Genomic DNA, 26,617 nt, shown 5'->3' with positions numbered 1-26,617 from the left:
GTCAGGCCCCTCAGTCGAGGATGAAGCTCTCCAGGTACGACGGGTTCGCCCGGTCGAGCATGGACCGCGAGCGCGCCGTGATCTGGCGGTCGCTGTGCTCGCTCGCCGGCAGCATCCAGAAGCGGTCGGCGCGGATGCCGTCGACGACGTGCCCGGCGACGTCCTCCACCGGCGTGAAGGTCACCTCGTGGCCCGCTTCCTTCATCGCGGCCTCGTACTGGTCGAGGCTGCGGTACGGGGTCCTGCGCGGCTTCTCCTTGGCGTAGCGCTCGGGCCGGTTGCGGTGCGACTCCCACAGGCCGGTGCGGAGCATGTGCGGGCCCGGGAAGAGGACGGAGGCGCCCACGCGCGCGTGCTCGGCCTTCAGGTGCGCGTACAGGGACTCGGTCATGGTGACGACGGCGGCCTTGGTGACCGCGTACACGGAGGCGGTGGGCAGCGGGGCGATGCCGCCGTCGCCGGAGGAGGTGTTCACGACGTGGCCGGGTTCGCCGCCCGCGAGCATGCGCGGGACGAAGGCCTGGATGCCGTGGAAGACGCCCCACACGTTGACGGAGAAGGCCCACTTCCAGTCGTTGGGCTCGTGCTCCCACATGCGGCCCTCGGCCCCGGAGCCGACGCCCGCGTTGTTGCAGAGGACGTGGACGGCGCCGAAGGTGTCGTACGCGGCGTCCGCGAACGCCCTCACCTGGTCCGGGTCGGAGACGTCGACGGTCCGGGCGAGGACCCGCGCCCCGCCCGCCGCCAGCTCCTCGGCGGCCTCCTCGAGGGCGGCCCGCTCGACGTCGCCCAGGACGACGGCCAGGCCCTCGGCGGCGAAGCGGCGGGCCATCGCGAGACCGATGCCGCTCGCCGCGCCCGTGACGACGGCGACCTGCCCCTGGCGCAGCTCCATCAGACACTTCCTTCCGGGGGTCCGTCGAGGATCTGGAGGGGGTCGTCGTACCGCTGGTGGACGAAGGGCAGCAGGTCCCGGGCGGAGACGCGCTCGGCGACCGTGCCCTTCTGGTCGGTGGTCTTCTCGCCGATCGTGATCTCGACGAGCCGGCGCACGGGGAGGTCGGCGACCGGGTCGTACATGGACTCGCGCAGGACCACGTCGCCGGTGATCCGCTCCAGCTTCCGCACCTTCTCGTTGCGGACGCAGTGGACGAGGACGGGATCGGCGTCGAAACCGGTGCCCTCGACGCCCGGGAGGAACTTGAAGTAGAAGTCGGTCTTCTCGACGGGCTCCGGCAGCGGCAGCGGCCCCGAGACCGCGCCGCGCACCTCGACGAAGGCGATGCCGTGCCGGGCGAGGGCGGCGCGCACGACGAGCCCCTCGCGCTCGACGGTGACCTCGCCGAGCTTCTTCGGCTCGCCGAAGACCTCGCGCCCGCCGATCAGGGCCCGCTCGTGGGTCATCGGCATGACCAGCGGGTACCAGCCCTCGCGGTCGCCGTGGGCGGCGGCCACGGCGACCGAGCCGGCGCCGAGCGGATAGCCGGGCAGGTCGACCTTGCTGATGTTGGCGCGCACCAGGGGGCGCGCGGTGGGCTTCAGCGGGGGCGGCAGGACCGCCGCCACGACGTCCGGGTCGGTCTCCCAGACGGCGACCACACCGGTGGACCAGATGTCGGGGAGCTTGGCGGACCGCTCGCGGGCCGCCGCCGCCTCCGCGTCACCGCGTGCCCCGTACCGTACTCGTGCCATGACGTACCACCCTTCGGGATCGTCGGCCTGTAACACAGTTACACCGCTGCCGCCGAAGGGTAAAGAGGTGTGCACGCAGAGGAGTTGGGGGAACCGATGGCACGCTCCGCGCTGACCCGCGACGAGGTCCTGGACACCGCGGCCGCCCTGGTGAGGGAGCACGGCCCGGACGCGCTCACGATGCGACGGCTCGCCGCCGAGCTCGGCACCGCGGTCACCTCGATCTACTGGCACGTCGGGAACCGCGAGTCGCTCCTCGACGCCCTCGTCGCCCGCACGGTCGCCGACCTGGGCACGATCCGCCCCCGGGGCGCGACCCCGGCCGAGCGGATCGTGTCGGTGGCCCGCGCGCTGCGGCGCGCGCTGCGCGAGCGCCCGCACCTGGTGGCGATGGTCCACGAACGGGGGCTGACGGAGCGCATGTTCCTGCCGGCCCAGCGCGCCCTGGTCCGCGAGGCGCACGCGGCGGGGCTGCGGGGGGCGCGGGCCGCGCGGGCCGTCCGCGCCGTGCAGTTCCAGGTGGTGGGCTACGTCCTGGTGGAGCGCAACCGGGAGCGGGCCCCCGCCCAGTCCCCGGCCGAGGAGGAGCTGTGGCGCGGCGAGGAGGCCGAGGCGGACGGGCCCCTCGCGCGCGCCCTCGCCGCTCCGATCGACACCGAGCGGCTCTTCGCCGACTCCGTACGGGCCCTGGTGGACGGTCTGCTCGCGGAGGCCGCCGGACACACCGGCGAGGACACCGGAAAGGGAGCCCTGGGGGACACCGGGGACGGGAGTGTCGGTCGCGGGCCGTATTCTCAGTGACCGTGCTTGACGACCGTACGACAGCAGCGATGTGGCCGGCCGCCTACCCGCAGGGGTACGCGGTCGTCGACGTGGAGACCACCGGACTCGCACGGGACGACCGGATAGTGTCGGCTGCCGTCTACCGGCTGGACGCCCAGGGGAACGTCGAGGACCACTGGTACACGCTCGTCAACCCCGAGCGCGATCCCGGCCCGGTCTGGATCCACGGGCTGACGAGTGACGTCCTGGAGGGCGCGCCGCTCTTCCCCGAGATCGCGGCGGAGTTCGCGGCGCGGCTCGACGGCCGGGTGCTCGTCGCGCACAACGCCATGTTCGACTGGCAGATGATCGCCCGGGAGTACGCGCGCGCGGAGTCCGCGGCGCCCGTGCGCCAGCGGCTGTGCACGATCGCGCTGGCGAAGGAGCTGTCGCTGCCGCTGCCCAACCACAAGCTGGAGTCGCTGGCCGCGCACTTCGGTGTCGTGCAGCAGCGCGCGCACAACGCGCTGGACGACGCCCGGGTGCTCGCCGAGGCGTTCCGGCCGAGCCTGCACGCGGCGGCCGAGCGGAACGTCCGGCTGCCGCTCCTGGAGTGCCGGCCGCTGACGGAGTGGGCCTCTGCGCCCACGCAGCCGCGGATCGGCGCGCAGGCCTCCTACCGGGCGGGCGGCTGGCGGCCCTCGCGGAAGCGCCCGCCGTGCCCGTACCCCAACCCCGGCCGGTACGAGTCGGACAAACCGCTCAAGCAGGGCATGCGGGTGGCCTTCTCCGGCGACACCTCCGTCGACCGCGAGCTCCTGGAGGACCGCACCGTCGAGGCCGGCCTGCACGTCGCCGGCAGCGTCTCCCGGCTGACCAGCCTGCTCGTCACCAACGACCCGGACTCCGCCACCTCCAAGACGCTCAAGGCCCGGTCCTTCGGCACCCCGGTCGTCGACGAGGCCGCCTACACGCAGCTGCTGCGGGACGTGAGCCCGGCAGACGGGTGACACCCCCGGCCCTGCGGGCGTGCCGAGCTGCGCGCGCCCGCCGGGCGCTCCACCCTGTGGCGCATGGCACGTTGTGAGGTCTGCGGAAACGATTACGGCATGTCCTTCGAGGTGCACGCGCAGGGCGCGGTGCACGTCTTCGACTGCTTCGCCTGCGCCATCCACCGCATGGCGCCCATCTGCGAGCACTGCCGGGTCCAGATCATCGGACAGGGCGTCGAGGTCGACGGCAGCTGGTACTGCGGGGGCCACTGCGCCCGCGCGGAGGGGAAGGCGGGCATCGTCGACAGGGTGTGAGGAAACGTTCCCGGGCGGGTGCCGCGATTCACCCGAACCCCCCGTGCGTACACCCCGCGGCCCGAAAGGTACGGTCATGGGGTGTACCGCTTCCTGTTGTCCCGGCAGTGGGTGATCCTCACCCTGGTCGCCCTCGTCCTCATCCCCACGATGATCGAGCTGGGCTTCTGGCAGTTCCATCGCCACGAGAACCGGGTCGCCCAGAACACCCTGATCGCGGACAACCTCAAGGCGAAGCCGGTCCCCGTCGAGGAGCTCACCTCCCCCGGGCACACCGTCCCGCGCGGCGACTACTGGCGGCCGATCACCGCCACCGGAACCTTCGACACCGCCCACGAGGTGGTCGTCCGCCGCCGCACCTCCTCCGACGAGCGGGTGGGCGTGCACGTCCTGACCCCGCTGGTCCTCCGCGACGGAAAGGTCGTCCTGGTCAACCGCGGCTGGGTCCCGGCCGCCGCCGACCAGCACTCCTACCCGCCGGTCCCGCCCGCCCCCAAGGGCGAGGTCACCGTCAGCGGCCGGCTCAAGGCGGACGAGACGACGGGCGCCAGCGGCATCAAGGACCTCAAGGGCCTGCCGGACCGCCAGGTCATGCTCATCAGCAGCCACCAGCAGGCCCAGCTCATCGGCCGCGAGGTCCTCGGCGGCTACCTGGAGCTGACCGCGCCCGAGCCGGCCGGCGACACCCCCGAGATGATCCCCGAGCCGGACCACGACTCGATCGGTCCCCACATGGCGTACGCCGTGCAGTGGTGGCTCTTCGTGGCGGGCGTACCCGTCGGCTGGGTGATCCTGGTACGCCGGGAGAAGCGCGACCGGGAGGCCGGCACCGCCTCCGACGTCCCCGGATTGCCGGAACCGGACCCGGCGGCGGCGCAGGTGGCCCCGTCCCGCTGATTGACCGTCGCCGCTTCCGGGAACAGCCCAGAGCGTGACACAACGTATCGACGACTACGCCCTCATCGGCGACCTCCAGACCGCCGCCCTCGTCGGCCGCGACGGATCGGTCGACTGGCTGTGTCTGCCCCGCTTCGACTCCGCCGCCTGCTTCGCCGCCGTCCTCGGCGACGAGGACAACGGCCACTGGACGATCGCGCCCAAGGGCGCCACGACCTGCACCACCCGCCGCTACGCCGAGGACTCCCTCGTCCTGGAGACCTACTGGGAGACCCGCACCGGCACGGTCAAGGTCATCGACTTCATGCCGCAGCGGGACAGGGCGCCCGACCTGATGCGGATCGTGGAGGGGATCAGCGGCACCGTCGAGATGGCCTCCGTGCTGCGGCTCCGCTTCGACTACGGCTCGATCGTGCCCTGGGTGCGCAGGGCCGACGGCCACCGGGTCGCGATCGCCGGACCCGACTCGGTCTGGCTGCGCAGCGAGCCGGACGTGAAGACCTGGGGCCAGCAGTTCTCCACCCAGTCCGCCTTCACCGTCACCCCCGGCGAGAAGGTGGCCTTCGTCCTGACCTGGCACCCCTCGCACGAGCCGCGCCCCGACCTGGTCGATCCCTTCGAGGCCCTGGAGGTGTGCCTCGCGGACTGGCGCGCGTGGGCGGGCCGCTGCACCTACCGGGGCCCCTACCGGGAGACGGTGCTGCGCTCCCTGATCACCCTCAAGGCCCTCACGTACGCCCCCACCGGCGGGATCATGGCCGCCCCCACCACCTCCCTGCCGGAGGAGCTCGGCGGCGTACGGAACTGGGACTACCGCGCCTGCTGGCTCCGCGACTCCTCGCTCACCCTCGGCGCGCTGCTCGCCGCCGGATACGACGAGGAGGCCGCCGCCTGGCGGGACTGGCTGCTGCGCTCGGTCGCGGGCGACCCCGCCGACCTCCAGATCATGTACGGACCGGCCGGGGAGCGCCGGCTGCCGGAGACCAGCCTGCCGTGGCTGCGCGGCTACGCGGGCTCCGCGCCGGTCCGGACCGGGAACGCCGCGGTGGACCAGTTCCAGCTCGACGTGTACGGCGAGGTCATGGACTCCCTCCACCGCGCGCGTGAGGCCGGGATCCCGTCGGAGCGGCACGCCTGGAACCTCCAGCTGAGCCTGCTCGGTTTCCTGGAGTCCACCTGGCGGGAGCCCGACGAGGGCCTGTGGGAGGTCCGCGGCCCGCGCCGCCACTTCACCCACTCGAAGGTGATGGCCTGGGTCGCCGCCGACCGCGCGGTCCGCACGCTGGAGTCCGACCCCTCGCTGCCGGGGGACGCGGCGCGCTGGCGGACGATGCGGGACGAGATCCACGCCCAGGTGTGCGCGCGGGCGTACGACCCCGTGCGCAACACCTTCACCCAGGCGTACGGTTCGACCGGGCTGGACGCCGCCACCCTCCTCATCCCGCAGGTCGGCTTCCTGCCGCCGGACGACCCCCGGGTGGTGGGGACCGTGGACGCCGTGCGGGACGAGCTGATGCACGGCGGCTTCCTGCGCCGCTACAGCCCCGACTCCACCGGCCTGGACGGGCTGCCGGGGCAGGAGGGGACCTTCCTGGTCTGCTCGTTCTGGCTGGCGGACGCGCTGCGGCTGACCGGGCGCGCCGACGAGGCCCGCGAGCTCTTCGAGCGGCTCGTCGCCCTCACCAACGACGTGGGGCTCCTGGCGGAGGAGTACGACCCGGTGGCGGGACGTCAGCTGGGGAACTTCCCGCAGGCGTTCAGCCACATCGGACTCGTGGGGACCGCCATCGCGCTCGACGCCGGGGAGACGGCAGGATAGCCCCATGGATCTGGGACTGAAGGACCGTGTGTACGTGGTGACCGGTGCGACGCGGGGGCTCGGCCGTGCCTCGGCCGAGGCGCTGCTCGCGGAGGGCGCGAAGGTGCTGGTCACCGGGCGCGAGGAGAAGACGGTCGCCGACGCGGTGGCCGAGCTGGGCGAGGGTGCGGCGGGCATCGCCGCCGACAACGCCGACCCGGGCACCCCGGCCCGGCTGATCGCCGAGGCCCGGGCCCGGTTCGGCGGCTTCGACGGCATCCTCATCAGCGTCGGCGGGCCGCTGCCCGGCTTCGCGGCGGACAACACCGACGAGGAGTGGGCGGCGGCCTTCGACACCGTCTTCCTGGGGGCGGTGCGGCTGGCCCGCGCGGCCTCCGAGACGCTCGGCGAGGGCGGGGTCATCGGCTTCGTCCTGTCCGGCTCGGTCCACGAGCCGATCCCGGGCCTGACCATCTCCAACGGGCTGCGCCCGGGGCTCGCCGGCTTCGCCAAGTCGCTCGCCAACGACCTGGGCCCGCGCGGGATCCGGGTCGTCGGCCTGCTGCCGAGCCGGATCGACACCGACCGGGTCCGCTCCCTGGACGCGCTCTCCGGCGACGCGGACGCGGCCCGCGCGGCGAACGAGTTGACGATCCCGCTGCGCCGCTACGGCACCCCGGAGGAGTTCGGGCGGACGGCGGCCTTCCTGCTCTCGCCGGCCGCCTCGTACCTGACGGGCCTGATGCTCCCGGTGGACGGCGGGGCACGCGCCGAGTTCTGACGCCGGGCGGCGGCGGCTTCGCGGTCCTCAGGCGACGCGGCGGGCGCGGTGCTTCACCGCGCGCAGCCGTGCCTCGGTCGGCAGGGCGGGCAGCCCCGTCGCCGTGCGGGCGTGGGCCAGGGCCTCGGTGCTGAGGGCGGTCAGGGCGTCGCCCGGCGAGGCGTGCGGCTCCAGGAGGAGCACGATCCGGGTCCGGGGGGCGCCGCGGCGGCCCGTGAGGGAGACCTTGGCCCGGGCCACGCCGTCCTGCGCGGCGGCGTCCGCCTCCAGGGCGCCCTCCAGGGCCCGGCCGCGCAGGACCGCCGCCTCCCCGTCTCCGGTGTCGACGAGGACCTCGGCGAGCCGGGCCCGCCGGAACTGGGCGATCAGCCACCACAGGGCGAGCAGGACGACGATCCCGAGGGCGGCGATGACCACCGGCCACCACCAGCCCTCGTTGCGCCAGCGCTGCCGCTGGGCGGTGGTGAGAAGGACGTCGGAGGGGCCCGACCAGGGCCACCAGGACGGTACGGACAGACCGGTGGCGGCCGCGAGGACGGCGCCGCCGCCGAGCACGAGGATCAGCCCGGCGAGCCCGAGCAGGACGCGGTTGACGCGTCGGAGGACGACGGTCACGGGCTGTTCCCTCTCCGGTGGTTCACGTGGCCTTCCCTTCCTTCCGGGGCGGCCGGGCCACCCGTACCGTCACCGCGGGCGGGTGGGCGAGGCCGAGCTCGTCGACGCCGTCGGCCAGCACCGTCTCCACGTCGGCGCGGACCTGGTCGAGCGCCCGGAAGTGGGACACCGCCCGGACGGCGACCTTGGCACGGCCGACGCGCACCCGGACGGACTGCACCCCGGAGACCTCCATGACGCGGTCCCGCAGGGTGAAGGCGGCGGCCTCGCGGTCGAGCCCCGCCCGCACGTCGGTGTGCTCGCGGCGCATCGGAAGGATGCCCCGCAGCCCCGGGGTGAGGGCCAGCACGAGGAGCCAGACGCCCAGCGCCACGGCGACGGCCGCGCCGACGACGATCACCGTGTCGTCGAGCGGCCGGGTCGCGAGGGCGTCGGCGAGCTCGCGCCGCCAGGCCATCGCCGGCCGGTCGGCCCGCACGGCCGCGACGTCGTAGAGGAGCAGTCCGGCGCCGCCGAGGACCACGGCCGCGAGCAGGGCGGCGGGGATGCGGCGGACGGCCCAGAAGCGGCGGACGGGCGGGGCGCCGCTGCCGTCCCCGGGGGGCCGGGCGCCGCCGTCGTTCCCGGCGGGCGCGGGGTCGGGGGTGTCCTCCGGCGTCGTGGTGCTCATGCGAGGCGGCCCCTCGGAGTGGTGTGGCGGGTGTGCGCGGAGTGGAGGCGCTCGACGTCGACGGACACCTCGTGGACCTCCAGGCCGACGAGCTGCTCCACGCGGGCGCGGACCCGGCTCCGGACGGCGCCGCACTGGCGGCCGACGTCGGAGGGGTAGTCGAGGTCGAGGCTCACCGAGACGCGGGCGGTCTCCCGGTGGACGACGACCGAGGCATGGGGCTTCGACCCTCCTTCGGGGACCGCGTCGAGCGCCTCCCTGGCCGCCTGGGCGGCGATCTTCGCCACGACCCGGTCGGCGACGGTGGTCGCCCCCCGGTCCCGCGTCCCGTCCCGCACCGGGCCGTCTGCCGGATCCGTCACCACCCCGCGTCACCGCCGCCGGTCGCCGCGATCGCGTCCCCGGAAGAGGTCTCCGACCTCCAGGTCCCCGTCGAGGAACCGACCGGCCACGAAGCCGATCGCCCCGAGGGCCGCGACCAGCAGAAACGCCCCGAATCCACCGAAGTATCCCGCGAATCCGAGTGCCATGCCGGCCACCAGGCCGACCGCCGCCATCGTCATACCGATTCCCTTTCCTGGCCCCTGTCGCCGGGGTTCCGACGACTACTGGAGCCGGGGCTCCGACTCCTCGTCCTCTTCGTCGGGCAGCTTCACGTCGCTGACCGCGATGTTGACCTCGACGACCTCGAGGCCGGTCATCCGCTCCACGGCGGCGATGACGTTCTCCCTGACGTCGCCGGTGACGTCGGCGATGGAGACGCCGTAGTCCACGACGATCTCCAGGTCCAGCGCGGTCTGCACCTCGCCGACCTCCGCCTTGACCCCTCGGGTGGCGTTCGCCTTGCCGCCGCCCCCGCCGGGGACCCGGTCGCGGACGGCGCCGAACGTCCGCGAGAGACCGCTGCCCATGGCGTGGACGCCGACGACGTCGCGCGCGGCGAGACCGGCGATCTTCTCCACGACGCCGTCGGCGATCGTGGTCCGGCCCCGGGAGGCCGGTGCTCCGCCGCCCCGCTTGGTCACCGAGGTGCGGCGCGGTTCCTCCGCCGCGAGGTCCCCGGAGTGAGTGGTGTCCGTCATGAGATTCAGACCCTTCTGGGATATTTCAGGGTTCTTCGCCCACATTAAGGTCGCTTGCCCTCATTCGCCCCGTGGATGCGGCAGGCTGGGGGAATGACGACGGCTGAGGGTTGGACGGCGGCGGTACGGGACCGCCTGGCGCCGGGCAGGCTGCTGCCGCTCGGGGCGGCCGGGGACGGTGCCTGGATCACGGAGCGCGCGGCGCGGGGTGTCCTCGGCCCGGCCGCGGCGGCGGTACGGGGAGCGGTCCCGGGCGCGCTGCGGATCGGGCCCGACCCGGCCGCCGGGGACGAGGGGCCGGCCGCCGCCGGGCCGCTGCCGGTGCCGGCGGGCGGGCTCGGGCCCGGGCCGCTGCGGATCACCGCGGACTTCGGGGCGGTGGCGGGCCGGCCGCTGCCGGAGCTGTCCGACGCGCTGCGCGCGGCCCTGCTCGGGGCGGCGCGCGACGGCCTCGGGCTGCGCGTGACGGCCGTGGACCTGCGGGTGACGGAGCTGCTCGACGGGGAGCCGCCGGAGGCGGAGCAGGACGCTCCCCCGCCGGGACGCCCGGCTCCGGCGACGGACGACCCGGTGGCCCTGGCGGTCCTGCGGGTCGAGGGCGTGGCCGGTGTGACCGACCTCTGGGGATCACCGGTGCACCGGGGTCCGGACCAGGTGCGGGTGGAGCTGGCCGTGACGGCCGGTCACCGCCCGCTGGACGTGGCCCGCGCCGCCCGGAGCGCCGCGACCGCGGCCGCCGCAGGGGCGACCGCGGTCACGGTGCTGGTGTCGGAGCTGCGCTGAACGCGCGCGTGCGTCAGTCGCCGAGGCCCGCCAGGTCGCGCAGGCGGCGGGCCTGGGCGGCGCGCTCGGCGGTGCGCTGCTCCTCGTAGGAGCGGCCGGGGACGCCCTGGAGCAGCGCCTTGGTCTCGGTGACCGCGTCCCGGGGCGCCGCGAGCAGGGCGGCGCCGAGGTCCCGTACCGCCGCGTCGAGCTCCTCGGCGGGGACGGACAGGTTGGCGAGACCGATGCGCTCGGCCTCCTCGGCGTGCACGAAGCGGCCGGTGGCGCAGATCTCCAGCGCGCGGGCGTAGCCCACCAGCGAGACGAGCGGGTGCGTCCCGGTCAGGTCCGGGACGAGGCCCAGGCTGGTCTCGCGCATGGCGAACTGCACGTCCTCGGCGACGACCCGCAGGTCGCAGGCGAGGGCGAGCTGGAAGCCCGCGCCGATGGCATGGCCCTGGACGGCCGCGATCGACACGAGATCGCTACGACGCCACCAGGTGAACGCCTCCTGGTACTCGGCGATGGCCGCGTCGAGGTCCGCGTCGGAACCCCGCGCGAGGTCGAGGAAGGACGGCTCGCCGTCGAAGCCCTCGGGCGTGAACGCCTGCCGGTCGAGTCCGGCGGAGAAGGACTTGCCCTCGCCGCGCAGAACGACGACCCGCACGCTGCCGGGCAACGACCGGCCGGCTTCCGTCAACGCCCGCCACAGAGCGGGAGACTGGGCGTTGCGCTTCGCCGGGTTGGTCAGGGTCACCGTGGCAACGGCGTCCTCGACGGTGAGCCGTACACCGTCCTTGTCGAATACGAGCTCAGAGTCGTCGAGCGTAGTCATGGGGGCGCCTCCGGTTCCGGTGCAGCACTGCATGCGAGATGCTAAGTGACTGCACAGTAACCACCCGGACGACCGCAGGGTCGACCGGGTGCCCACCGGGAGGTCCCGGCGGGCCGGTCGAGCCGCCCCGATGTCAGGCCGAGGCCGCCTTCTTGCCCCGTGTCGCTCCGCCGCGTCCACGCAGCGTGACTCCGGACTCGCTCAGCATCCGGTGGACGAATCCGTAGGAGCGGCCGGTTTCCTCGGCCAGCGCCCGGATGCTCGCACCGGAGTCGTACTTCTTCTTCAGGTCTGCCGCGAGCTTGTCGCGCGCGGCGCCGGTCACCCGGCTGCCCTTCTTCAGAGTCTCGGCCACCCGTGCCTCCTCATGGGAAGTGCGCTCTGGACTTCTCATGATCACCCCTCCCGTGCGTCCTGGCCACCCATTCGACAAGGTCCGTGCCGCCGGGTTTGTGGACGAGTACGCCGTCAACACGAACGGAACCCGGTATTCCGCACGAAGGAGAACGGCTCTCCGGACCGTGCGGTACGGGAAGTGCCAGGTCAGCGCGGCGATGGGAACACACGTACGGCGCGGGTCTGCCGGAAGGATTCGGCAGAGCACCGCGCCGGGATGTACGAGAGACCCTCACTCAGATGAAGGATCACCCATGAGCCGAATGATCCAGCCCGGGATGATCACCCGGGGGCCTCGGAGCCCCCGGGAGCGGCCCCGGGGGTCAGGCGAGGGCCACCAGGTCCGCGTAGTCCGGGCCCCACAGGTCCTCGACGCCGTCCGGGAGCAGGATGATCCGCTCCGGGTCGAGCGCCTCGACGGCGCCCTCGTCGTGGGTGACGAGGACGACGGCGCCCTTGTACGTGCGCAGCGCGCCGAGGATCTCCTCGCGGCTGGCCGGGTCGAGGTTGTTCGTCGGCTCGTCGAGGAGGAGCACGTTCGCCGAGGAGACGACCAGGGTCGCGAGCGCGAGCCGGGTCTTCTCGCCGCCGGAGAGCACGCCCGCCGGCTTGTCGACGTCGTCGCCGGAGAACAGGAAGGAGCCGAGCGTCTTGCGGACGTCGACGAGGTCGAGGTCCGGCGCGGCCGAGCGCATGTTCTCCAGGACGGTCCGCTCGGGGTCGAGCGTCTCGTGCTCCTGGGCGTAGTAGCCGAGCTTCAGGCCGTGGCCCGGGGTGACCTCGCCGGTGTCGGGCGTCTCGACGCCTCCGAGGAGACGGAGCAGGGTCGTCTTGCCGGCGCCGTTGAGGCCGAGGATGACGACGCGGGAGCCCTTGTCGATCGCGAGGTCGACGTCGGTGAAGATCTCCAGCGAGCCGTAGGACTTGGAGAGCCCCTCGGCCGTCAGCGGGGTCTTGCCGCAGGGCGCCGGGTCCGGGAAGCGGAGCTTGGCGACCTTGTCGGAGACGCGCACCGCCTCCAGGCCGGAGAGCAGCCGCTCGGCGCGCTTGGCCATGTTCTGCGCGGCGACGGTCTTGGTCGCCTTGGCGCGCATCTTGTCGGCCTGCGAGTTGAGCGCGGCGGCCTTCTTCTCCGCGTTCTGGCGCTCGCGCTTGCGGCGCTTCTCGTCGGCCTCGCGCTGCTGCTGGTAGAGCTTCCAGCCCATGTTGTAGACGTCGATCGTGGAGCGGTTGGCGTCCAGGTAGAAGACCTTGTTCACCACGGTCTCCACGAGGTCGACGTCGTGGGAGATGACGATGAAGCCGCCGCGGTAGGTCTTCAGGTAGTCGCGCAGCCAGATGATGGAGTCCGCGTCGAGGTGGTTCGTGGGCTCGTCGAGGAGCAGGGTGTCGGCGTCCGAGAAGAGGATCCGGGCGAGCTCGACACGGCGGCGCTGACCACCGGAGAGGGTGTGCAGCGGCTGGCCCATGACCCGGTCGGGCAGGCCCAGGGCGGCGGCGATGGTGGAGGCCTCGGCCTCGGCCGCGTATCCGCCCTTGGTCAGGAACTCGGTCTCCTGGCGCTCGTACTGTCGCAGCGCCTTCTCGCGGGTGGCGCCGGCGCCGGTGGCGATGCGCTCCTCGTTCATCCGCATCTTCTTGATGAGGGTGTCGAGGCCGCGGGCGGACAGGATGCGGTCGCGGGCCAGGACGTCGAGGTCGCCGGTGCGCGGGTCCTGCGGGAGGTAGCCGACCTCGCCGGAGCGGGCGATGGCGCCGGCGGCCGGCTGGCCCTCGCCGGCGAGGCACTTGGTGAGCGTGGTCTTGCCCGCTCCGTTGCGGCCGACCAGGCCGATGCGGTCGCCCTTGGCGACGCGGAAGGAAGCGGACTCGATGAGGACACGGGCACCGGCGCGCAGCTCGATGCCGGAAGCGGTGATCACGGACAGACTCCAGGGCGGTGGGAAACGGCGGAAGAGACGACTGGTGGCAGGCTTCGACGCCGCTAATGCACCCAGGGAAGAATGTCCCAGGGGATCAGGTCCCAGGGGAGAATGTCCATACGGCCATTCTAACGGGCGTCTGCAACTGGTTTTCGGCCACGCGGGTACGGCGGGCGAACTCGGAGCTTTCTCACATTCCTTCCGATGAGTGACAAAAGGGGCGGGTCACGGGAGATCGTCCGATACTCGGCGCAGGACGGCGGCCACCGCCGTGACGGCGACGCGGAGGGTGGTGGACCGTGCAGTTCGACGACGACGCCGACCTGGACACCTCGGAGGTGAAGGACGCCCGCGGCAGCCGTGTCCCGGGCGGCAGGGCGACCGTCGGCGGCGGCATCATCGGCCTCATCGCCCTGGTCCTGGGCGTGCTCTTCGGGGTCGGGCCCGACCAGCTCGGGCTCTCCTCGGGCGGGGACGCGCCGGTCGCGAGCTCCTCGTCGGCGGCCCAGGTGAGCCAGAGCTGCAGGAAGGGCACGGACGCCAACACGCGCGAGGACTGCCGGATCGTCGCCGTCGTCAACAGCGTCCAGGACTTCTGGCGGAGCGAGTACGCGCGCCGGGGAGGCACCTACGGGAACGCCGCCACCGTGCTGTTCACCGACCGGGTCGACACCGCGTGCGGCCGGGCGACCTCGGCGGTCGGCCCCTTCTACTGTCCCGGCGACCGGCGGGTCTACCTCGACCTGGGCTTCTTCGACGAGCTGCGGACCACGTTCGGTTCGAGCGGCGGACCTTTCGCCCAGGCGTACGTCGTGGCGCACGAGTACGGGCACCACATCCAGAACCTGATGGGGACCCTGAGCCGCGCCCAGGACGGGCGCACCGGCGCGAACTCCAACGCCGTGCGGGTCGAGCTCCAGGCCGACTGCTACGCGGGCGTCTGGGCGCGGCACGCGACGACCACCCCCGACGAGAGGACGGGCCGGCCGGTGCTCACCCGGCTCACCGACGAGGACATCCGGGACGGCCTGGACGCGGCGGCGGCCGTGGGCGACGACCGGATCCAGGAGAGGTTCCAGGGCCGGGTGACGCCGGAGAAGTGGACGCACGGCTCGGCCGCGCAGCGGCAGCAGTGGTTCTACGAGGGCTACCGGACGGGCGACATGGCCCGGTGCAACACCTTCCGCTGACTTGTCGGCGGTGACTGCCAGACTGAGATCCGGGTCACATGGAGAGGGAGTGATCGGGATGGCTGGGACCCCCGACATCTGTCCGACGCTGCGGTACGCGGACGCGAAGGCCGCGATCAAGCAGCTCACGGAGGGCTTCGGCTTCGCCGAACACGCCGTGTACGAGGGCGAGGACGGCCGCGTCATGCACGCCGAGCTCACCTGCGGGAACGGGATGGTGATGCTGGGCAGCAAGGGCAGCGGCACCGCGTTCGACCGGCTGATGGCCGACGGCGGGCCGGCCTCGGTGTACGTGCGCGTGGACGACGTCGACGAGCACCACGCCCGCGCCGTGGCGCACGGCATCGAGATCGTGATGCCGCCCACGGACCAGGAGTACGGCTCCCGGGACTACACGGCCCGGGACGCCGAGGGCAACGTGTGGAGCTTCGGCACGTACGCCCCCGGCGCCACCGCCGGGTAGGTCCGCGTCCGGCGGCGGGCGGGATCCCGCCGACGCGGCGGTCCCGGCGCCGGTGGCGGCGCTCCGGTGGCTCAGGCTCCGCCGGTGTGGACCTGGAAGGCGGCCCGGCGGACCGCCTTGGCCAGGGCCGGGTCCGGGTGGGCCGCGGCCAGGGCGACCAGGACCTGCACGGTGCGGGGGTGGCCCACGGCGCGGATCTCGTCGAGGAGCGCCGGGACGGTGCCCTGCACCGCGGAGTCGAGGTGCCGGACGAGCAGCTCGCTCTCGCCGTGGTCGGCCACGGCCGCCGCGGTGTCGACCCAGAGCCAGGTCGACTCCTCGCGGGTCAGCACCTCCTGGGCGTCGTCGGGGTCGGCCCCCTCGTACTCGGCGATCCAGAGCAGCGCGTACGGCCGCAGCGAGGGCTCGGCGACGGTGGCCCGCACCTCGGCCTCGGCGGGCGCGCCGACGACGCGGAGCGCCTCGAAGGCGAGCCCGCGCAGCAGGGCGTCCTCGCCGCGGGCGACGGCCAGGAGCTCGCCGACGGCGCTGGACAGCGTGCGGGCCGCGAGCCAGGCGCGGTACTCGTCGCGGGCCGGGCCCGGGGTGAGCCGGGCGCAGCCGCGGAGCATGTCCTCGGCGGACTGCTCGATGTTCCCCGCGGGGCTCTGCGCGGCGACGCAGATCTGCTCCAGCTTGACCCAGACCGCCCAGTTGCCGAGCGGGGTCAGGGTGGCGTGGCGCCCGTCGGTGCCCGCGTCCAGGGTGAGCGCGCCGACCGCGGCCAGGCCCTCCAGCGCCCAGTCGAGCAGCGTGGGGAGCCCGTCGCCCGCCGGGGCGTCGGCGGCCTCGGGCGCCGGCCCGGCCGCGGGGACCTCGCAGCGCTCCTCGCGGAGCTCCTCGACGCGCTGGCCGAGGAGGTCGAGGAGGGCGGGCACGAGGACCGGGCCCTGCGAGAGCTGGAGCAGCGAGAGCACCTGCGGGACGGCCTCGACGACCTCGGCGACGGCGCTCGGCGCGACCCCCTCGGGGGACGGGTGCACCAGGGACCAGGCGTCGAAGAGGGCGACCCAGCCGCGCAGGACGGCGGAGTCGTCACGGTCCCAGGCGTGCAGCCGCCAGCCGGGGCGGGCGGTGTCGCCGTGCAGTTCGACGAGCCCGGCGAGCCGCGCCCGGTCCCAGCCGGCCCGGACCTGGCCGGGCGTCAGCTCCAGCGCGGCCGCGGCCCGTTCCTGCGCGGGACCTGTGCGGGGCGCCGTGGCGGAGCCGCGCTCGACGGCGGCCCAGCGGGCGATCCGTACGGCGTCGGCGAGGACGTGCCGGGCCTGGCGGGCGAGCTCCGCGCGGGGCGGGGTGCCCTCGGGCGGCCGCGGCGCCGGCCGGGTGCGCCGGGTCGTCACCGCCCGTCGGGCGGTGGCCAGCGCCCGCGGGCGGACGAGTCGGAGTCTGGAGTTGCGCGCCAATGGTTCATCGGGCTTTCGAGACGTCACGGGGGCAGTCTTCCCGCTGTCGGCCCGAAAGCCCAATCGGAATCGGACGCCCCGTCGGTTCGGGCGCCGCCGCGGCCTCGGGACCGCCCTCAGAGCAGGGGGGTGAGGAAGCGGCGGACGGACTCCTCGTAGCGGACCGGGTCGGCGTTCCACATGGCGGCGTGCGGGGCGTGCCGCACGGTCTGGAGGCTGACCAGGTCGGGTCGCCGGGCGGCGAGTTCGACGGAGGGCTCCCAGGGGGCGATCGTGTCGTCGGGACCGTGGAAGAGGAGGGTGGGGACCCGCAGGGCGCCGGGCTCCGAGACGGTCTGGAGGAGGTCCCCGTGCGGGCCGGTCCTGCCCTGGGCGGCGCGGACGGCGAGCGGGAGCAGGGGCGCGGGGACGTGGCGGGCCGCCGCGAGGTTGCGCAGGGTGGCCTCCCAGTCGAGCACCGGGGAGTCCAGGACGAGGCCGCCGATCCGGTCGCGCACGCCCGACTCCGCGGCGGCCCGCAGGGCCATCGAGGCGCCGGTCCCCCAGCCGTGCAGGACGACCTTCCGCGCACCCCTGCGGACGGCGTAGCGGATGGCGGCGTCGACGTCCCGCCACTCGGAGTCGCCGAGGTGGGCGAGGCCGTCCGGGGAGGCGGGCGCCCCCTCGTCGCCCCGGTAGGCGGGGACGAGGACGGGGATCTTGCGGCGGTGGAAGAAGGGGACCAGGTTGAGCGGGTGCTCGCGGGTGGTGCCGAGGCCGTGCAGGGCGATCACCCAGGTGGTGCGGGGTCCGGCCACGAGCCAGGCGGGCAGCGGTCCGAGTTCGCCGGGGATCTCGACGTCCTCCTGGGCGAGCCCGAGGGCGCTGATCGGGGTGCCCCGGTGCAGCTGGGGGGTGAGCCGGACGCGGGCGCCGGGCCCGAGGACGCCGAGTTCGACCCGCTCCAGGCGGCGGACGACGGTGTCGGCGGTGTGCGGGACCCGTTCGAGGACGGGGCCGAGGACGGCGTGCAGGCCCGGGGCCTCCATCCCGTAGGTGCCGGGGCGCAGCGAGGCGAGGCTGCGGGTGAGGGTGATGCGTTCGGGTCCCGTGGCGTGCACGGTGAGCCGGGGGTCCCCGGGCAGGGGCCGTCCGGACGGCGCCCTGAGGGCGACGTCGCTGGCGTACCGGCCGGCCGCGATCGCGGCCGCGCCGACACCTATCAGGGTGGTGACGGCCGCTGCCGTCGCTGTAGCCGGGCGCACGCTCCCAGTGTCGGCAGGGAGGGGTGGGGCTGCCACCGGACGGACCCGGACGGCCCCCCTCCGCCCGGGGCGCGGCCGGGGGGGGCGGGGGAAGCGGAGGGATCGCCCGGTGGAGTGACATGGGTCTCCTCCTGGCGGTCCCCCGGCCGGATGGTTCTGTCCAGGGAGCGGAACCGGGTGACGGGGGAGGAAGCGGGGCAGGTCGTACGTGCCCCGGGAGGGCCCGGATTACCCGCGGTTGCCGGGTGACCGCATCGTGGACACCCGGACACCCGGGGGCCACAAGCGGAATGTCTTGACACCGGATAGGGACACCACGCCGCCCGGCTCAGTTCACCTTCCGTTCACCCAGGTTGCTTACGTTCGTCGAGCCACTGACGTCAAACGATTGCCTGGGTAAATGGAACACATCACGCTGCTGCTCGCCATTGTGGTCGTGACAGCTCTCGTGTTCGATTTCACGAACGGTTTCCACGACACCGCCAACGCGATGGCCACGACCATCTCGACCGGTGCTCTCAAGCCCAAGACGGCGGTGGCCATGTCCGCCGTGCTGAACCTCGTCGGAGCGTTCCTGTCCGTGGAGGTCGCCAAGACGATCTCCGGCGGGATCATCAACGAAGAGGGCATTCGCACAGAAGTGATCTTCGCGGCGCTCGTGGGCGCCATCCTGTGGAACCTGCTGACCTGGCTCCTGGGCCTGCCGTCCAGCTCGTCCCACGCCCTCTTCGGCGGTCTCATCGGCGCCGCGGTCATGTCGGCCGGCTGGTCCGCCGTGAACGCCCCGACCATCGTCACCAAGGTCCTGATCCCGGCCGTCGCCGCGCCGATCGTCGCCGGCCTCGCCGCGATGCTGGCCACCCGGCTGACGTTCAAGATCGGCGCCAAGACCGACGAGAAGCACACCGCCAAGGGCTACCGCGTCGGCCAGATCGCCTCCGCCGGTCTCGTCTCCCTCGCCCACGGCACCAACGACGCCCAGAAGACGATGGGCATCATCACCCTCGCCCTGGTCACGCAGGGCGTCGTCAGCCCCGGCTCGAACCCCCCGCTGTGGGTCGTCGTCTCCGCCGGTGTCGCCATCGCGCTCGGCACCTACCTCGGGGGCTGGCGCATCATCCGCACCATGGGCAAGGGCCTCACCGACCTCAAGCCGCAGCAGGGCTTCGCCGCCCAGACCAGCGCCGCCACGGTCATCCTCGCCTCCTCGCACCTCGGCTTCTCCCTCTCCACCACCCAGTCCTGCTCGGGTGCCGTGATGGGTGCCGGTCTCGGCCGCAAGGGCGGTGTCGTCCGCTGGTCGACCGCGACCCGGATGTTCGTCGCCTGGGGCCTGACGCTGCCCGCCGCCGGCCTCGTCGGCGCCGGTGCCGAGTTCCTCACCAAGCAGGGCCCCTGGGGCATCGTCGCCGTCGCGGTCCTGCTGGTCTCCGGGTCGGCCGTGATCTGGTCGCTGTCCCGCCGCAAGCCGGTCGACCAGCACAACGTCACCGCCGACGACCTGAACGGCGACTCCGAGCCCGCGGGCGTCGTGACCACCGCGATCGCGGCCGTCACCCCGCCGCCGGCCGGTTCCGTCGCCGCCGTCGCGGACGAGGACCTGAAGACCACCATCCCCGCGCCGGTCCCCACGGACCCGGCCGCTCCCCCGGCCCCCGCCGCCGCGGTCTAAGGAACTGGAACCAAGCATGAAGATCGACTGGGCAGCCCTCGGCTCCGTCTTCGGAGTCAGCCTCGTGGCGACCGTCGCCCTCGTGGGCCTCTTCACCCTCGGTGTCATCGGCCTCTCCAAGCAGGAGCAGGCCGCCGCCCAGGGAGGCTCCGCCGCCCTGGCCCGCACCGGCGCCTACGCCTGCTTCGCCCTGTGCCTGGCGGCCGTGGCGTACGGCATCTACCTGATCGTCGCCTGACGCACGCCGGGCGTGACAGGCGGGGCGGTCCGCACCTTCGGGTGCGGGCCGCCCCGCCGTCGTGTTTGTGGTGCTCCGCACAGTGACGCGGTGCAGGTCAAGGGTGAGTTGACGGCTGTTCTCGGCCGTGGTGGACTGCCGAGGCCATTACGGCGGCAGTAGAGGAAGTCCGGTGCGAATCCGGCGCGGTCCCGCCACTGTGACCGGATCCGACGGGTCCGGGAGTCAGGAACTCTCGCCGCCGGTCACGTCGATCCAGGGCGCGGACCCTGAGTGAGGACACAGCGCCATGCCCGGCCGCACCCTCCTGTTCCCCAGAGCCAGCCGCCTCTCCCCGGACGGATTCGCGTACGGCGCGGCCGCCGGACTCGCCGTCGACCTGCTCGTCGGCGATCCCCGACGCGGCCATCCGGTCGCCGCGTTCGGCCGGGCCGCGGCCCGCGTCGAGGACGCCCTGTGGCGCGACCACCGCGGCTGGGGCGCCCTGCACACCACCGTCTGCGCCGGCGCCACCGTCGCGGCCGCCGCCCTCGCCGCCCGTGCGGTACGGGGCAGCCGCGCGGGATCCGCCGCGCTCACCGCCGCGGCCGTCTGGTCCGTCGTCGGCGGCACGACCCTGGGGCGCGAGGCCCGCGCGATCGGCGGCGCCCTCGCCGCCGGGGACCTGGAGGTCGCCCGGGAGCGGCTGCCGCACCTGTGCGGGCGCGACCCGCAGTCCCTCGACGGCCCCGCGATGGCCCGCGCGGTCGTCGAGTCCGTCGCCGAGAACACCTCCGACGCCGTCGTGGGCGCCCTCTTCTGGGGAGCGGTCGCGGGCGTGCCCGGCCTGGTCGGCTTCCGCGCGGTCAACACCCTCGACGCGATGGTCGGCCACAAGTCCCCCCGCTACCGCAGGTACGGCTGGGCCTCGGCCCGCCTCGACGACCTGGCCGGCTGGCCCGGCGCCCGGCTGACCGCCGCCCTCGCCACCGTCGCCGGCGGGAACCCGCGCGGAGCCGTACGGGCCTGGCGGGCGGACGCCGCGAAGCACCCGAGCCCCAACGCGGGCCCCGTCGAGGCCTCCTTCGCGGGCGCCCTCGGCCTTCGGCTCGGGGGGACCCTCTCGTACGCCGGGCGGGTCGAGCACCGGCCCGTCCTCAACGGGGAGGGGCGGCCCGTCGAGGTCGCCGACATCGACCGCGCGGTCCGGCTCTCCCGCCGGGTCACCGGACTGACCCTGGCCGCCTGCGTGGGCGGCCGCATGATCGCGAGCGCGCTGAAGCGGAGGAACGCATGAGGGGTGGGGGGCTGCTCGTCGCCGGGACCACGTCCGACGCGGGCAAGAGCGTCGTCACGGCCGGCATCTGCCGCTGGCTGGTCCGGCAGGGCGTCAAGGTCGCACCGTTCAAGGGACAGAACATGTCCCTGAACTCCTTCGTCACCCGGGAGGGCGCCGAGATCGGCCGCGCCCAGGCCATGCAGGCCCAGGCCGCCCGGGTGGAGCCGACCGCGCTGATGAACCCGGTGCTGCTCAAGCCGGGCAGCGACCGCTCCAGCCAGGTCGTCCTGATGGGCAGGCCGGTCGGGGAGCTCAGTGCCCGCGGCTACCACGGCGGCCGGCAGAAGGAACTCCTCGAGCCGGTCCTCGCGTGCCTGGAGGAACTCCGGGGCACGTATGACGCCGTGATCTGCGAGGGGGCGGGGAGTCCGGCCGAGATCAACCTGCGGCGCACCGACATCGTGAACATGGGCATCGCGCGCGCCGCGAAGCTGCCCGTGGTCGTCGTCGGGGACATCGACCGCGGCGGGGTCTTCGCCCAGTTCTTCGGGACGACGGCGCTGCTGTCGCCCGAGGACCAGTCGCTCGTGGCCGGATACCTGGTCAACAAGTTCCGGGGCGACGTCACGCTGCTGGAACCGGGCCTCGACATGCTGCACGGGCTCACCGGGCGCCGGACCTTCGGCGTCCTGCCGTACGCGCACGGGCTCGGCATCGACGAGGAGGACGGCCTGCGGGTCTCCCTGCGGGGCACCGTCCGCGAGTCGGTCGTCGCGCCGCCGGTCGGCGCGGACGTGCTGCGGGTCGCCGTCTGCGCCGTCCCGCTGATGTCCAACTTCACCGACGTCGACGCGCTCGCCGCCGAACCGGGCGTGGTCGTCCGGTTCGTGGACCGGCCCGAGGAGCTCGTCGACGCCGACCTCGTCGTCGTGCCCGGCACCCGGGGAACGGTCAGGGCGCTCGCCTGGCTGCGGGAGAGGGGCCTCGCGGACGCGCTCGTGCGGCGCGCGGCCGAGGGCCGGCCGGTGCTCGGCGTCTGCGGCGGCTTCCAGGCCCTGGGCGAGCGCATCGAGGACGACGTCGAGTCGAAGGCCGGTGTGGTCGACGGGCTCGGGCTGCTCCCCGTACGGGTGCGGTTCGGGATCGAGAAGACCCTCGCCCGGCCGGTCGGCGAGGCGCTCGGCGAGCGGGTCGAGGGGTACGAGATCCACCACGGCGTCGCGGACGTGCGGGGCGGGGAGCCGTTCCTGGACGGCTGCCGCGTCGGCTCCGTCTGGGGCACGCACTGGCACGGCTCGCTGGAGAGCGACGGCTTCCGCCGGGCGTTCCTGCGGGAGGTCGCGGCGGCGGCGGGCCGGCGCTTCGTGCCCGCGCCCGACACGTCGTTCGGCGCGCTGCGGGAGGAGCAGCTCGACCGGCTCGGCGACCTGATCGAGGAACACGCCGACACCGACGCGCTGCTCCGCCTGATCGAGCGGGGCGCTCCGGAGGGGCTGCCGTTCGTGCCGCCGGGAGCGCCGTGACGCAGGACCGTCCCGCGGGACATCAGCGAACCGAACCCGATGGAAGGAAGACCCGATGAGCACCCGCTATCCGTTCACCGCCGTCGTCGGCATGGACGACCTGCGGCTCGCGCTGCTGCTGAACGCCGTCAGCCCGGCCGTCGGCGGGGTGCTCGTGCGCGGTGAGAAGGGGACCGCCAAGTCCACCGCCGTCCGCGCGCTCGCCGAGCTGCTGCCGGAGGTCCCGGTGGTCGCCGGCTGCCGGTTCAGCTGCGACCCGGCCTCGCCCGACCCCGGCTGCCCCGACGGGCCGCACGGCGACGCCCCCGGCACGGACCGCCCCGCCCGCATGGTCGAGCTGCCCGTCGGCGCCTCCGAGGACCGGCTCGTCGGCGCGCTCGACATCGAGAAGGCGCTCGCCGACGGCGTGAAGGCCTTCGAGCCGGGGCTGCTCGCCGCCGCGCACCGGGGCATCCTCTACGTCGACGAGGTCAACCTGCTGAGCGACCACCTCATCGACCATCTGCTCGACGCCGCCGCCATGGGTGCCTCCCACGTCGAGCGCGAGGGCGTCTCCGTGCGGCACGCCGCCCGCTTCCTCCTCGTCGGGACCATGAACCCCGAGGAGGGCGAGCTGCGGCCGCAGCTGCTCGACCGGTTCGGGCTCACCGTGGAAGTCGCGGCCTCCCGGGACCCCGAGCAGCGGGTCGAGGTCGTCCGGCGGCGGCTCGCCTTCGAGGACGACCCGGCCGCCTTCGCCGCGCGCTGGGCCGGCGAGGAGAGCGCGCTGCGCGAGCGCATCGTCGCCGCCCGGACCCTGCTGCCGCGGGTGGCCCTCGGGGACGCCGTCCTGCTCCAGATCGCCGCCACCTGCGCCGCGTTCGAGGTGGACGGCATGCGCGCCGACATCGTGATGGCCCGGACGGCGACCGCGCTCGCCGCCTGGGCCGGACGGACCGAGGTCACGTCCGAGGACGTGCGGCAGGCCGCGCTGCTCGCCCTGCCGCACCGCCGCCGCCGCTCGCCCTTCGACGCGCCCGGCCTCGACGAGGACAAGCTCGACGAGACCCTGGAGCAGTTCAGGGGCGACGCGCCCGACGACGACCCCGAGCCGGACGGCCCGGGGGACGGCGGGCCCGGCGGCGGCCCGGACGGCGGCGGGGGCGTCCCGCCGCAGGGCGAGGGCCCCGACGGCCCGGCCCCCGAGTCCGCCGAGGCTCCGGAGAGCGCGCCCGCGCCCGCCCCGCAGGGCCCGGGCGCCGGGGAGCGGGCCGCCGTCAAGGCCGGCGAGCCCTTCCGTACGAAGGTGCTGAGCGTGCCCGGACTCGGCGAGGGCGCGGCCGGACGCCGCTCCCGGGCCCGCACGGAGCACGGCCGGACCACCGGCTCCACCCGGCCCCGGGGCGCGCTCACCAAGCTGCACCTGGCCGCGACCGTCCAGGCCGCCGCCCCGCACCAGCGGGCGCGCGGCCGGTCCGGGCCGGGTCTGGTGCTCCGCCGGGACGACCTGCGGCAGGCGACCCGGGAGGGGCGCGAGGGGAACCTGGTGCTGTTCGCCGTCGACGCGTCCGGCTCCATGGCGGCGCGGCAGCGGATGAGCGCCGTGAAGGGCGCGGTGCTGTCGCTGCTGCTCGACGCCTACCAGCGGCGCGACAAGGTCGGCCTGGTCACCTTCCGGGGCCGGGACGCCGAGGTCGCGCTGCCGCCGACCTCGTCCGTGGACGCGGCCGCCGCGCGCCTGGAGAAGCTGCCGACCGGAGGCCGTACCCCGCTCTCCGCCGGGCTGCTCAAGGCCCATGACGTGCTGCGGGTCGAGCGGCTGCGGGACCCCTCGCGCCGCCCGCTGCTCGTCGTCGTGACCGACGGACGGGCGACCGGCGGCGGCGGCGACCCGGTGGCGCTCGCGGCCCGCGCGGCGCGGCTGCACGCCGCCGAGGGCACCGCGTCGGTGGTCGTGGACTGCGAGACCGGGCCGGTGCGGCTCGGGCTCGCCGGGACGCTGGCGCGCGAACTCGGCGGCACCGCCGTCACCTTGGACGAGCTGCGCGCCGACTCGATCGCCGGCCTCGTCAGGGACGTACAGGCAGCAGGACAGACAACGCAGACAGCATGGAGGGCCGCTTAATGCCGCAGGGACAGCCGACCGTCGTGCCCGACGACGGTCTCACCACCCGTCAGCGCCGCAACCGGGCGCTGGTGATGGTGCACACCGGTGTCGGCAAGGGGAAGTCGACGGCCGCGTTCGGCATGGCGCTGCGCGCCTGGAACCAGGGGTGGCCGATCGGGGTGTTCCAGTTCGTCAAGTCCGCCAAGTGGAAGGTCGGCGAGGAGAACGCCCTCAAGGCGCTCGGCGAGACCGGCAAGGGCGGCACGGTCACCTGGAACAAGATGGGCGAGGGCTGGTCCTGGATCCAGCGCGAGGTCGCCGACGGCGAGCAGTCCCACGAGGAGAAGGCCCGCGAGGGCTGGGAGCAGGTCAAGCGGGACCTCGCCGAGGAGCGGTACAAGTTCTACGTCCTCGACGAGTTCGCCTACCTGCTCCACTGGGGCTGGATCGACGTCGAGGAGGTCGTCCAGGTGCTGCGCGACCGTCCCGGGCAGCAGCACGTCGTCATCACCGGCCGCAACGCGCCGCAGGAGCTCTGCGACGTCGCCGATCTCGTCACCGACATGTCCAAGGTCAAGCACCCGATGGACGCCGGTCAGAAGGGCCAGCGGGGCATCGAGTGGTAGCACGTCTCGTCATCGCCGCGCCGTCGTCCGGCGCGGGCAAGACCACGGTCGCGACCGGCCTGATGGCCGCCTTCGCCGGCCGTGGTCTGGCCGTCTCCCCGCACAAGGTCGGCCCCGACTACATCGACCCCGGCTACCACGCGCTGGCGACCGGCCGTCCGGGCCGCAACCTCGACGCGTACATGTGCGGTACGGGGCAGGTCGCGCCGCTCTTCCTCCACGGGTCGCACGGCTGCGACCTGGCCGTGGTCGAGGGGGTCATGGGCCTGTACGACGGGGCCGCCGACCAGGGCGAGCTGGCCTCCACGGCGCAGGTGGCGAAGCTGCTCAAGGCACCGGTGGTGCTGGTCGTCGACGCGTCCTCGCAGTCGCGGTCGGTGGCGGCGCTGGTGCACGGCTTCGCGTCCTGGGACCCGGAGGTGCGGATCGGGGGCGTGATCCTCAACAAGGTCGCCACGGACCGCCACGAGCACCTCCTGCGGGATGCGCTCGGGGAGTCGGGGGTGCCGGTGCTGGGCGTGCTGCGGCGGGCGCCCGCCGTGGCGACGCCTTCGCGGCATCTCGGGCTGGTGCCGGTGGCCGAGCGGCAGGCCGCCGCGGTCGCCGCCGTGGCGGCTCAGGCCGAGCAGGTTCTGGCCGGGTGCGACATGGAGGCACTGCTGGCGCTCGCGCGGTCGGCGCCGGCGCTGAGCGCGGAGCCGTGGGTGGCCGAGGCCGGGGAGCGGCCGCACGCCGGTGGTCCCGTGGTGCCCACGACGAGGCCGGTCGTCGCCGTCGCCGGCGGGGCCGCTTTCACGTTCTCGTACGCCGAGCACACGGAGCTGCTGCGGGCCGCGGGGGCCGAGGTCGTCACCTTCGACCCGCTCCGGGACGAGGCCCTCCCCGAGGGGACCCGAGGGCTCGTCATAGGCGGCGGCTTCCCCGAGATGTACGGCGAGCAGCTGTCCGCCAACGAGCCGCTGCGCAAGGCCGTGGCCGAGCTCGCGGCCTCCGGCGCGCCGGTCGCCGCCGAGTGCGCGGGGCTGCTGTACCTGGCGCGGTCGCTCGACGGCAGGCCCATGTGCGGGGTGCTCGACGCCGACGCGCGGATGTCGGACCGGCTCACCCTCGGGTACCGGGACGCCGTCGCCGTGAACGACAGCGTCCTCGCGCCGGCCGGGGCGCGGCTGCGGGGGCACGAGTTCCACCGCACCGTGATCGAGCCGGGCGCCGGGCCGCTGGCGGCCTGGGGGCTGCGGCAGCCGGAGCGGCGCGTGGAGGGCTTCGTGCAGGGCGGGGTGCACGCCAGCTACGTGCACACCCACTGGGCGGGTTCTCCGGAGGTCGCCGCGCGGTTCGTGGAGCACTGCGCGTGAG

28 protein-coding genes and 1 riboswitch are annotated in these 26,617 nt (G+C 74.2%); of the genes, 16 read left to right on the top strand and 12 right to left on the bottom strand.

Annotated elements, in window-relative coordinates; genetic code table 11:
- Positions 1-10 precede the first annotated feature (10 nt).
- Together ACFV2S_RS09160 and ACFV2S_RS09155 are read right to left on the bottom strand one after the other, a co-directional pair.
- Positions 11-895 (bottom strand): SDR family NAD(P)-dependent oxidoreductase, encoded by an 885-nt coding sequence (locus ACFV2S_RS09160; RefSeq protein WP_385555666.1) that lies wholly within the window; start codon positions 893-895, stop codon positions 11-13.
- On the bottom strand, positions 895-1,692 hold the full coding sequence (locus tag ACFV2S_RS09155; RefSeq protein ID WP_383786760.1) for an acetoacetate decarboxylase family protein: 798 nt from the start codon (positions 1,690-1,692) through the stop codon (positions 895-897). The genes ACFV2S_RS09160 and ACFV2S_RS09155 overlap by 1 nt, the downstream gene beginning before the upstream one ends.
- 96 nt (positions 1,693-1,788) lie before the next feature.
- On the opposite strand from ACFV2S_RS09155, the gene ACFV2S_RS09150 reads away from it, so the two are divergent.
- The 6 genes from ACFV2S_RS09150 (at position 1,789) to ACFV2S_RS09125 (ending at position 7,237) form a co-directional block, all read left to right on the top strand.
- Positions 1,789-2,493 carry a TetR/AcrR family transcriptional regulator gene (locus tag ACFV2S_RS09150; RefSeq protein WP_385555664.1) on the top strand — a complete coding sequence of 235 codons (705 nt, stop codon included), beginning with the start codon at positions 1,789-1,791 and terminating at the stop codon, positions 2,491-2,493.
- A complete protein-coding gene (locus ACFV2S_RS09145) occupies positions 2,490-3,464 on the top strand; it encodes a DEDDh family exonuclease (protein WP_385555662.1) in 975 nt (324 codons plus the stop codon). Before ACFV2S_RS09150 ends, ACFV2S_RS09145 begins: the two co-directional genes overlap by 4 nt.
- A 63-nt stretch (positions 3,465-3,527) precedes the next feature.
- Positions 3,528-3,761, top strand: a complete 234-nt coding sequence (locus ACFV2S_RS09140) for a hypothetical protein (RefSeq protein ID WP_361408056.1) — start codon at positions 3,528-3,530, stop codon at positions 3,759-3,761.
- A gap of 81 nt (positions 3,762-3,842) precedes the next feature.
- Positions 3,843-4,658, top strand: a complete 816-nt coding sequence (locus ACFV2S_RS09135; RefSeq protein ID WP_385555660.1) for an SURF1 family protein — start codon at positions 3,843-3,845, stop codon at positions 4,656-4,658.
- A 34-nt stretch (positions 4,659-4,692) separates the two neighbouring features.
- Complete coding sequence (locus ACFV2S_RS09130) at positions 4,693-6,477, top strand: glycoside hydrolase family 15 protein (protein ID WP_385555658.1); 1,785 nt, start codon at positions 4,693-4,695, stop codon at positions 6,475-6,477.
- A 4-nt stretch (positions 6,478-6,481) separates the two neighbouring features.
- Positions 6,482-7,237, top strand: a complete 756-nt coding sequence (locus tag ACFV2S_RS09125) for an SDR family oxidoreductase (RefSeq protein WP_385555656.1) — start codon at positions 6,482-6,484, stop codon at positions 7,235-7,237.
- A gap of 27 nt (positions 7,238-7,264) precedes the next feature.
- Here the strand turns inward: ACFV2S_RS09125 and amaP are convergent, their stop codons facing one another.
- From amaP to ACFV2S_RS09100, 5 genes are read right to left on the bottom strand one after another with little or no spacing between them, the layout of a single operon-like run.
- The gene (gene amaP / locus ACFV2S_RS09120; RefSeq protein ID WP_385555654.1) at positions 7,265-7,852 is read right to left on the bottom strand and encodes an alkaline shock response membrane anchor protein AmaP; all 588 of its coding nucleotides are present in this window, start codon (positions 7,850-7,852) and stop codon (positions 7,265-7,267) included.
- A gap of 22 nt (positions 7,853-7,874) precedes the next feature.
- Entirely contained in the window at positions 7,875-8,522 is a 648-nt protein-coding gene (locus ACFV2S_RS09115) for a DUF6286 domain-containing protein (RefSeq protein WP_385555652.1), read from the bottom strand.
- Entirely contained in the window at positions 8,519-8,884 is a 366-nt protein-coding gene (locus tag ACFV2S_RS09110) for an Asp23/Gls24 family envelope stress response protein (RefSeq protein ID WP_385555650.1), read from the bottom strand. Before ACFV2S_RS09110 ends, ACFV2S_RS09115 begins: the two co-directional genes overlap by 4 nt.
- Positions 8,885-8,893: 9 nt before the next feature.
- Positions 8,894-9,085, bottom strand: a complete 192-nt coding sequence (locus tag ACFV2S_RS09105; RefSeq protein WP_383786790.1) for a hypothetical protein — start codon at positions 9,083-9,085, stop codon at positions 8,894-8,896.
- Positions 9,086-9,127: 42 nt separating this feature from the next.
- Complete coding sequence (locus ACFV2S_RS09100; RefSeq protein ID WP_385555647.1) at positions 9,128-9,604, bottom strand: Asp23/Gls24 family envelope stress response protein; 477 nt, start codon at positions 9,602-9,604, stop codon at positions 9,128-9,130.
- 93 nt (positions 9,605-9,697) lie between these two features.
- Between ACFV2S_RS09100 and ACFV2S_RS09095 the strand changes: the two genes are divergently transcribed.
- Entirely contained in the window at positions 9,698-10,387 is a 690-nt protein-coding gene (locus tag ACFV2S_RS09095) for a hypothetical protein (protein WP_385555645.1), read from the top strand.
- Positions 10,388-10,400: 13 nt separating this feature from the next.
- Here ACFV2S_RS09095 and ACFV2S_RS09090 read toward each other — a convergent pair whose 3' ends face one another.
- The 3 genes from ACFV2S_RS09090 to ACFV2S_RS09080 all read right to left on the bottom strand — a co-directional run bounded on the left by ACFV2S_RS09090 (position 10,401) and on the right by ACFV2S_RS09080 (position 13,519).
- A complete protein-coding gene (locus ACFV2S_RS09090; RefSeq protein WP_383795035.1) occupies positions 10,401-11,201 on the bottom strand; it encodes an enoyl-CoA hydratase/isomerase family protein in 801 nt (266 codons plus the stop codon).
- Positions 11,202-11,334: 133 nt separating this feature from the next.
- Positions 11,335-11,556 (bottom strand): helix-turn-helix domain-containing protein, encoded by a 222-nt coding sequence (locus ACFV2S_RS09085; protein ID WP_006123601.1) that lies wholly within the window; start codon positions 11,554-11,556, stop codon positions 11,335-11,337.
- Between the two features lie 364 nt (positions 11,557-11,920).
- Positions 11,921-13,519 carry an ABC-F family ATP-binding cassette domain-containing protein gene (locus ACFV2S_RS09080; RefSeq protein ID WP_385555643.1) on the bottom strand — a complete coding sequence of 533 codons (1,599 nt, stop codon included), beginning with the start codon at positions 13,517-13,519 and terminating at the stop codon, positions 11,921-11,923.
- Between the two features lie 299 nt (positions 13,520-13,818).
- Between ACFV2S_RS09080 and ACFV2S_RS09075 the strand changes: the two genes are divergently transcribed.
- Both ACFV2S_RS09075 and ACFV2S_RS09070 read left to right on the top strand, forming a co-directional pair.
- The gene (locus tag ACFV2S_RS09075) at positions 13,819-14,709 is read left to right on the top strand and encodes a neutral zinc metallopeptidase (protein WP_385555641.1); all 891 of its coding nucleotides are present in this window, start codon (positions 13,819-13,821) and stop codon (positions 14,707-14,709) included.
- 58 nt (positions 14,710-14,767) lie between these two features.
- Complete coding sequence (locus ACFV2S_RS09070; protein WP_383795042.1) at positions 14,768-15,172, top strand: VOC family protein; 405 nt, start codon at positions 14,768-14,770, stop codon at positions 15,170-15,172.
- A 71-nt stretch (positions 15,173-15,243) separates the two neighbouring features.
- Here ACFV2S_RS09070 and ACFV2S_RS09065 read toward each other — a convergent pair whose 3' ends face one another.
- Both ACFV2S_RS09065 and ACFV2S_RS09060 read right to left on the bottom strand, forming a co-directional pair.
- Entirely contained in the window at positions 15,244-16,641 is a 1,398-nt protein-coding gene (locus ACFV2S_RS09065; protein ID WP_385555638.1) for a hypothetical protein, read from the bottom strand.
- 89 nt (positions 16,642-16,730) lie between these two features.
- Complete coding sequence (locus ACFV2S_RS09060; protein WP_385555636.1) at positions 16,731-17,858, bottom strand: alpha/beta hydrolase; 1,128 nt, start codon at positions 17,856-17,858, stop codon at positions 16,731-16,733.
- Positions 17,859-18,258: 400 nt separating this feature from the next.
- Here ACFV2S_RS09060 and ACFV2S_RS09055 point away from each other — a divergent pair, with 400 nt between their 5' ends.
- The 7 genes from ACFV2S_RS09055 to ACFV2S_RS09025 all read left to right on the top strand — a co-directional run bounded on the left by ACFV2S_RS09055 (position 18,259) and on the right by ACFV2S_RS09025 (position 26,616).
- Positions 18,259-19,530: an anion permease gene (locus tag ACFV2S_RS09055; RefSeq protein ID WP_385555634.1), complete on the top strand. Its 1,272-nt coding sequence runs from the start codon at positions 18,259-18,261 to the stop codon at positions 19,528-19,530.
- Between the two features lie 16 nt (positions 19,531-19,546).
- On the top strand, positions 19,547-19,768 hold the full coding sequence (locus ACFV2S_RS09050; RefSeq protein ID WP_189802473.1) for a hypothetical protein: 222 nt from the start codon (positions 19,547-19,549) through the stop codon (positions 19,766-19,768).
- 122 nt (positions 19,769-19,890) lie between these two features.
- A riboswitch (cobalamin riboswitch) is annotated at positions 19,891-20,023 on the top strand.
- 34 nt (positions 20,024-20,057) lie between these two features.
- Positions 20,058-21,044: a cobalamin biosynthesis protein gene (locus tag ACFV2S_RS09045; protein ID WP_385555631.1), complete on the top strand. Its 987-nt coding sequence runs from the start codon at positions 20,058-20,060 to the stop codon at positions 21,042-21,044.
- A complete protein-coding gene (locus ACFV2S_RS09040) occupies positions 21,041-22,549 on the top strand; it encodes a cobyric acid synthase (protein ID WP_385555629.1) in 1,509 nt (502 codons plus the stop codon). The genes ACFV2S_RS09045 and ACFV2S_RS09040 overlap by 4 nt, the downstream gene beginning before the upstream one ends.
- A 55-nt stretch (positions 22,550-22,604) precedes the next feature.
- Positions 22,605-24,653: a putative cobaltochelatase gene (locus ACFV2S_RS09035; protein ID WP_385555627.1), complete on the top strand. Its 2,049-nt coding sequence runs from the start codon at positions 22,605-22,607 to the stop codon at positions 24,651-24,653.
- A complete protein-coding gene (cobO, locus tag ACFV2S_RS09030; RefSeq protein ID WP_383795060.1) occupies positions 24,653-25,261 on the top strand; it encodes a cob(I)yrinic acid a,c-diamide adenosyltransferase in 609 nt (202 codons plus the stop codon). The genes ACFV2S_RS09035 and cobO overlap by 1 nt, the downstream gene beginning before the upstream one ends.
- Positions 25,255-26,616: a cobyrinate a,c-diamide synthase gene (locus ACFV2S_RS09025; protein ID WP_385555623.1), complete on the top strand. Its 1,362-nt coding sequence runs from the start codon at positions 25,255-25,257 to the stop codon at positions 26,614-26,616. The genes cobO and ACFV2S_RS09025 overlap by 7 nt, the downstream gene beginning before the upstream one ends.
- Position 26,617: the final 1 nt, after the last annotated feature.

It is taken from the genome of Streptomyces sp. NPDC059695 (assembly GCF_042733785.1).
In the GTDB taxonomy this organism is placed as follows: Bacteria; Actinomycetota; Actinomycetes; order Streptomycetales; family Streptomycetaceae; genus Streptomyces.
Note: the sequence above shows the minus strand (reverse complement) of the source record. Positions and strands in the feature narration are given on the sequence as shown.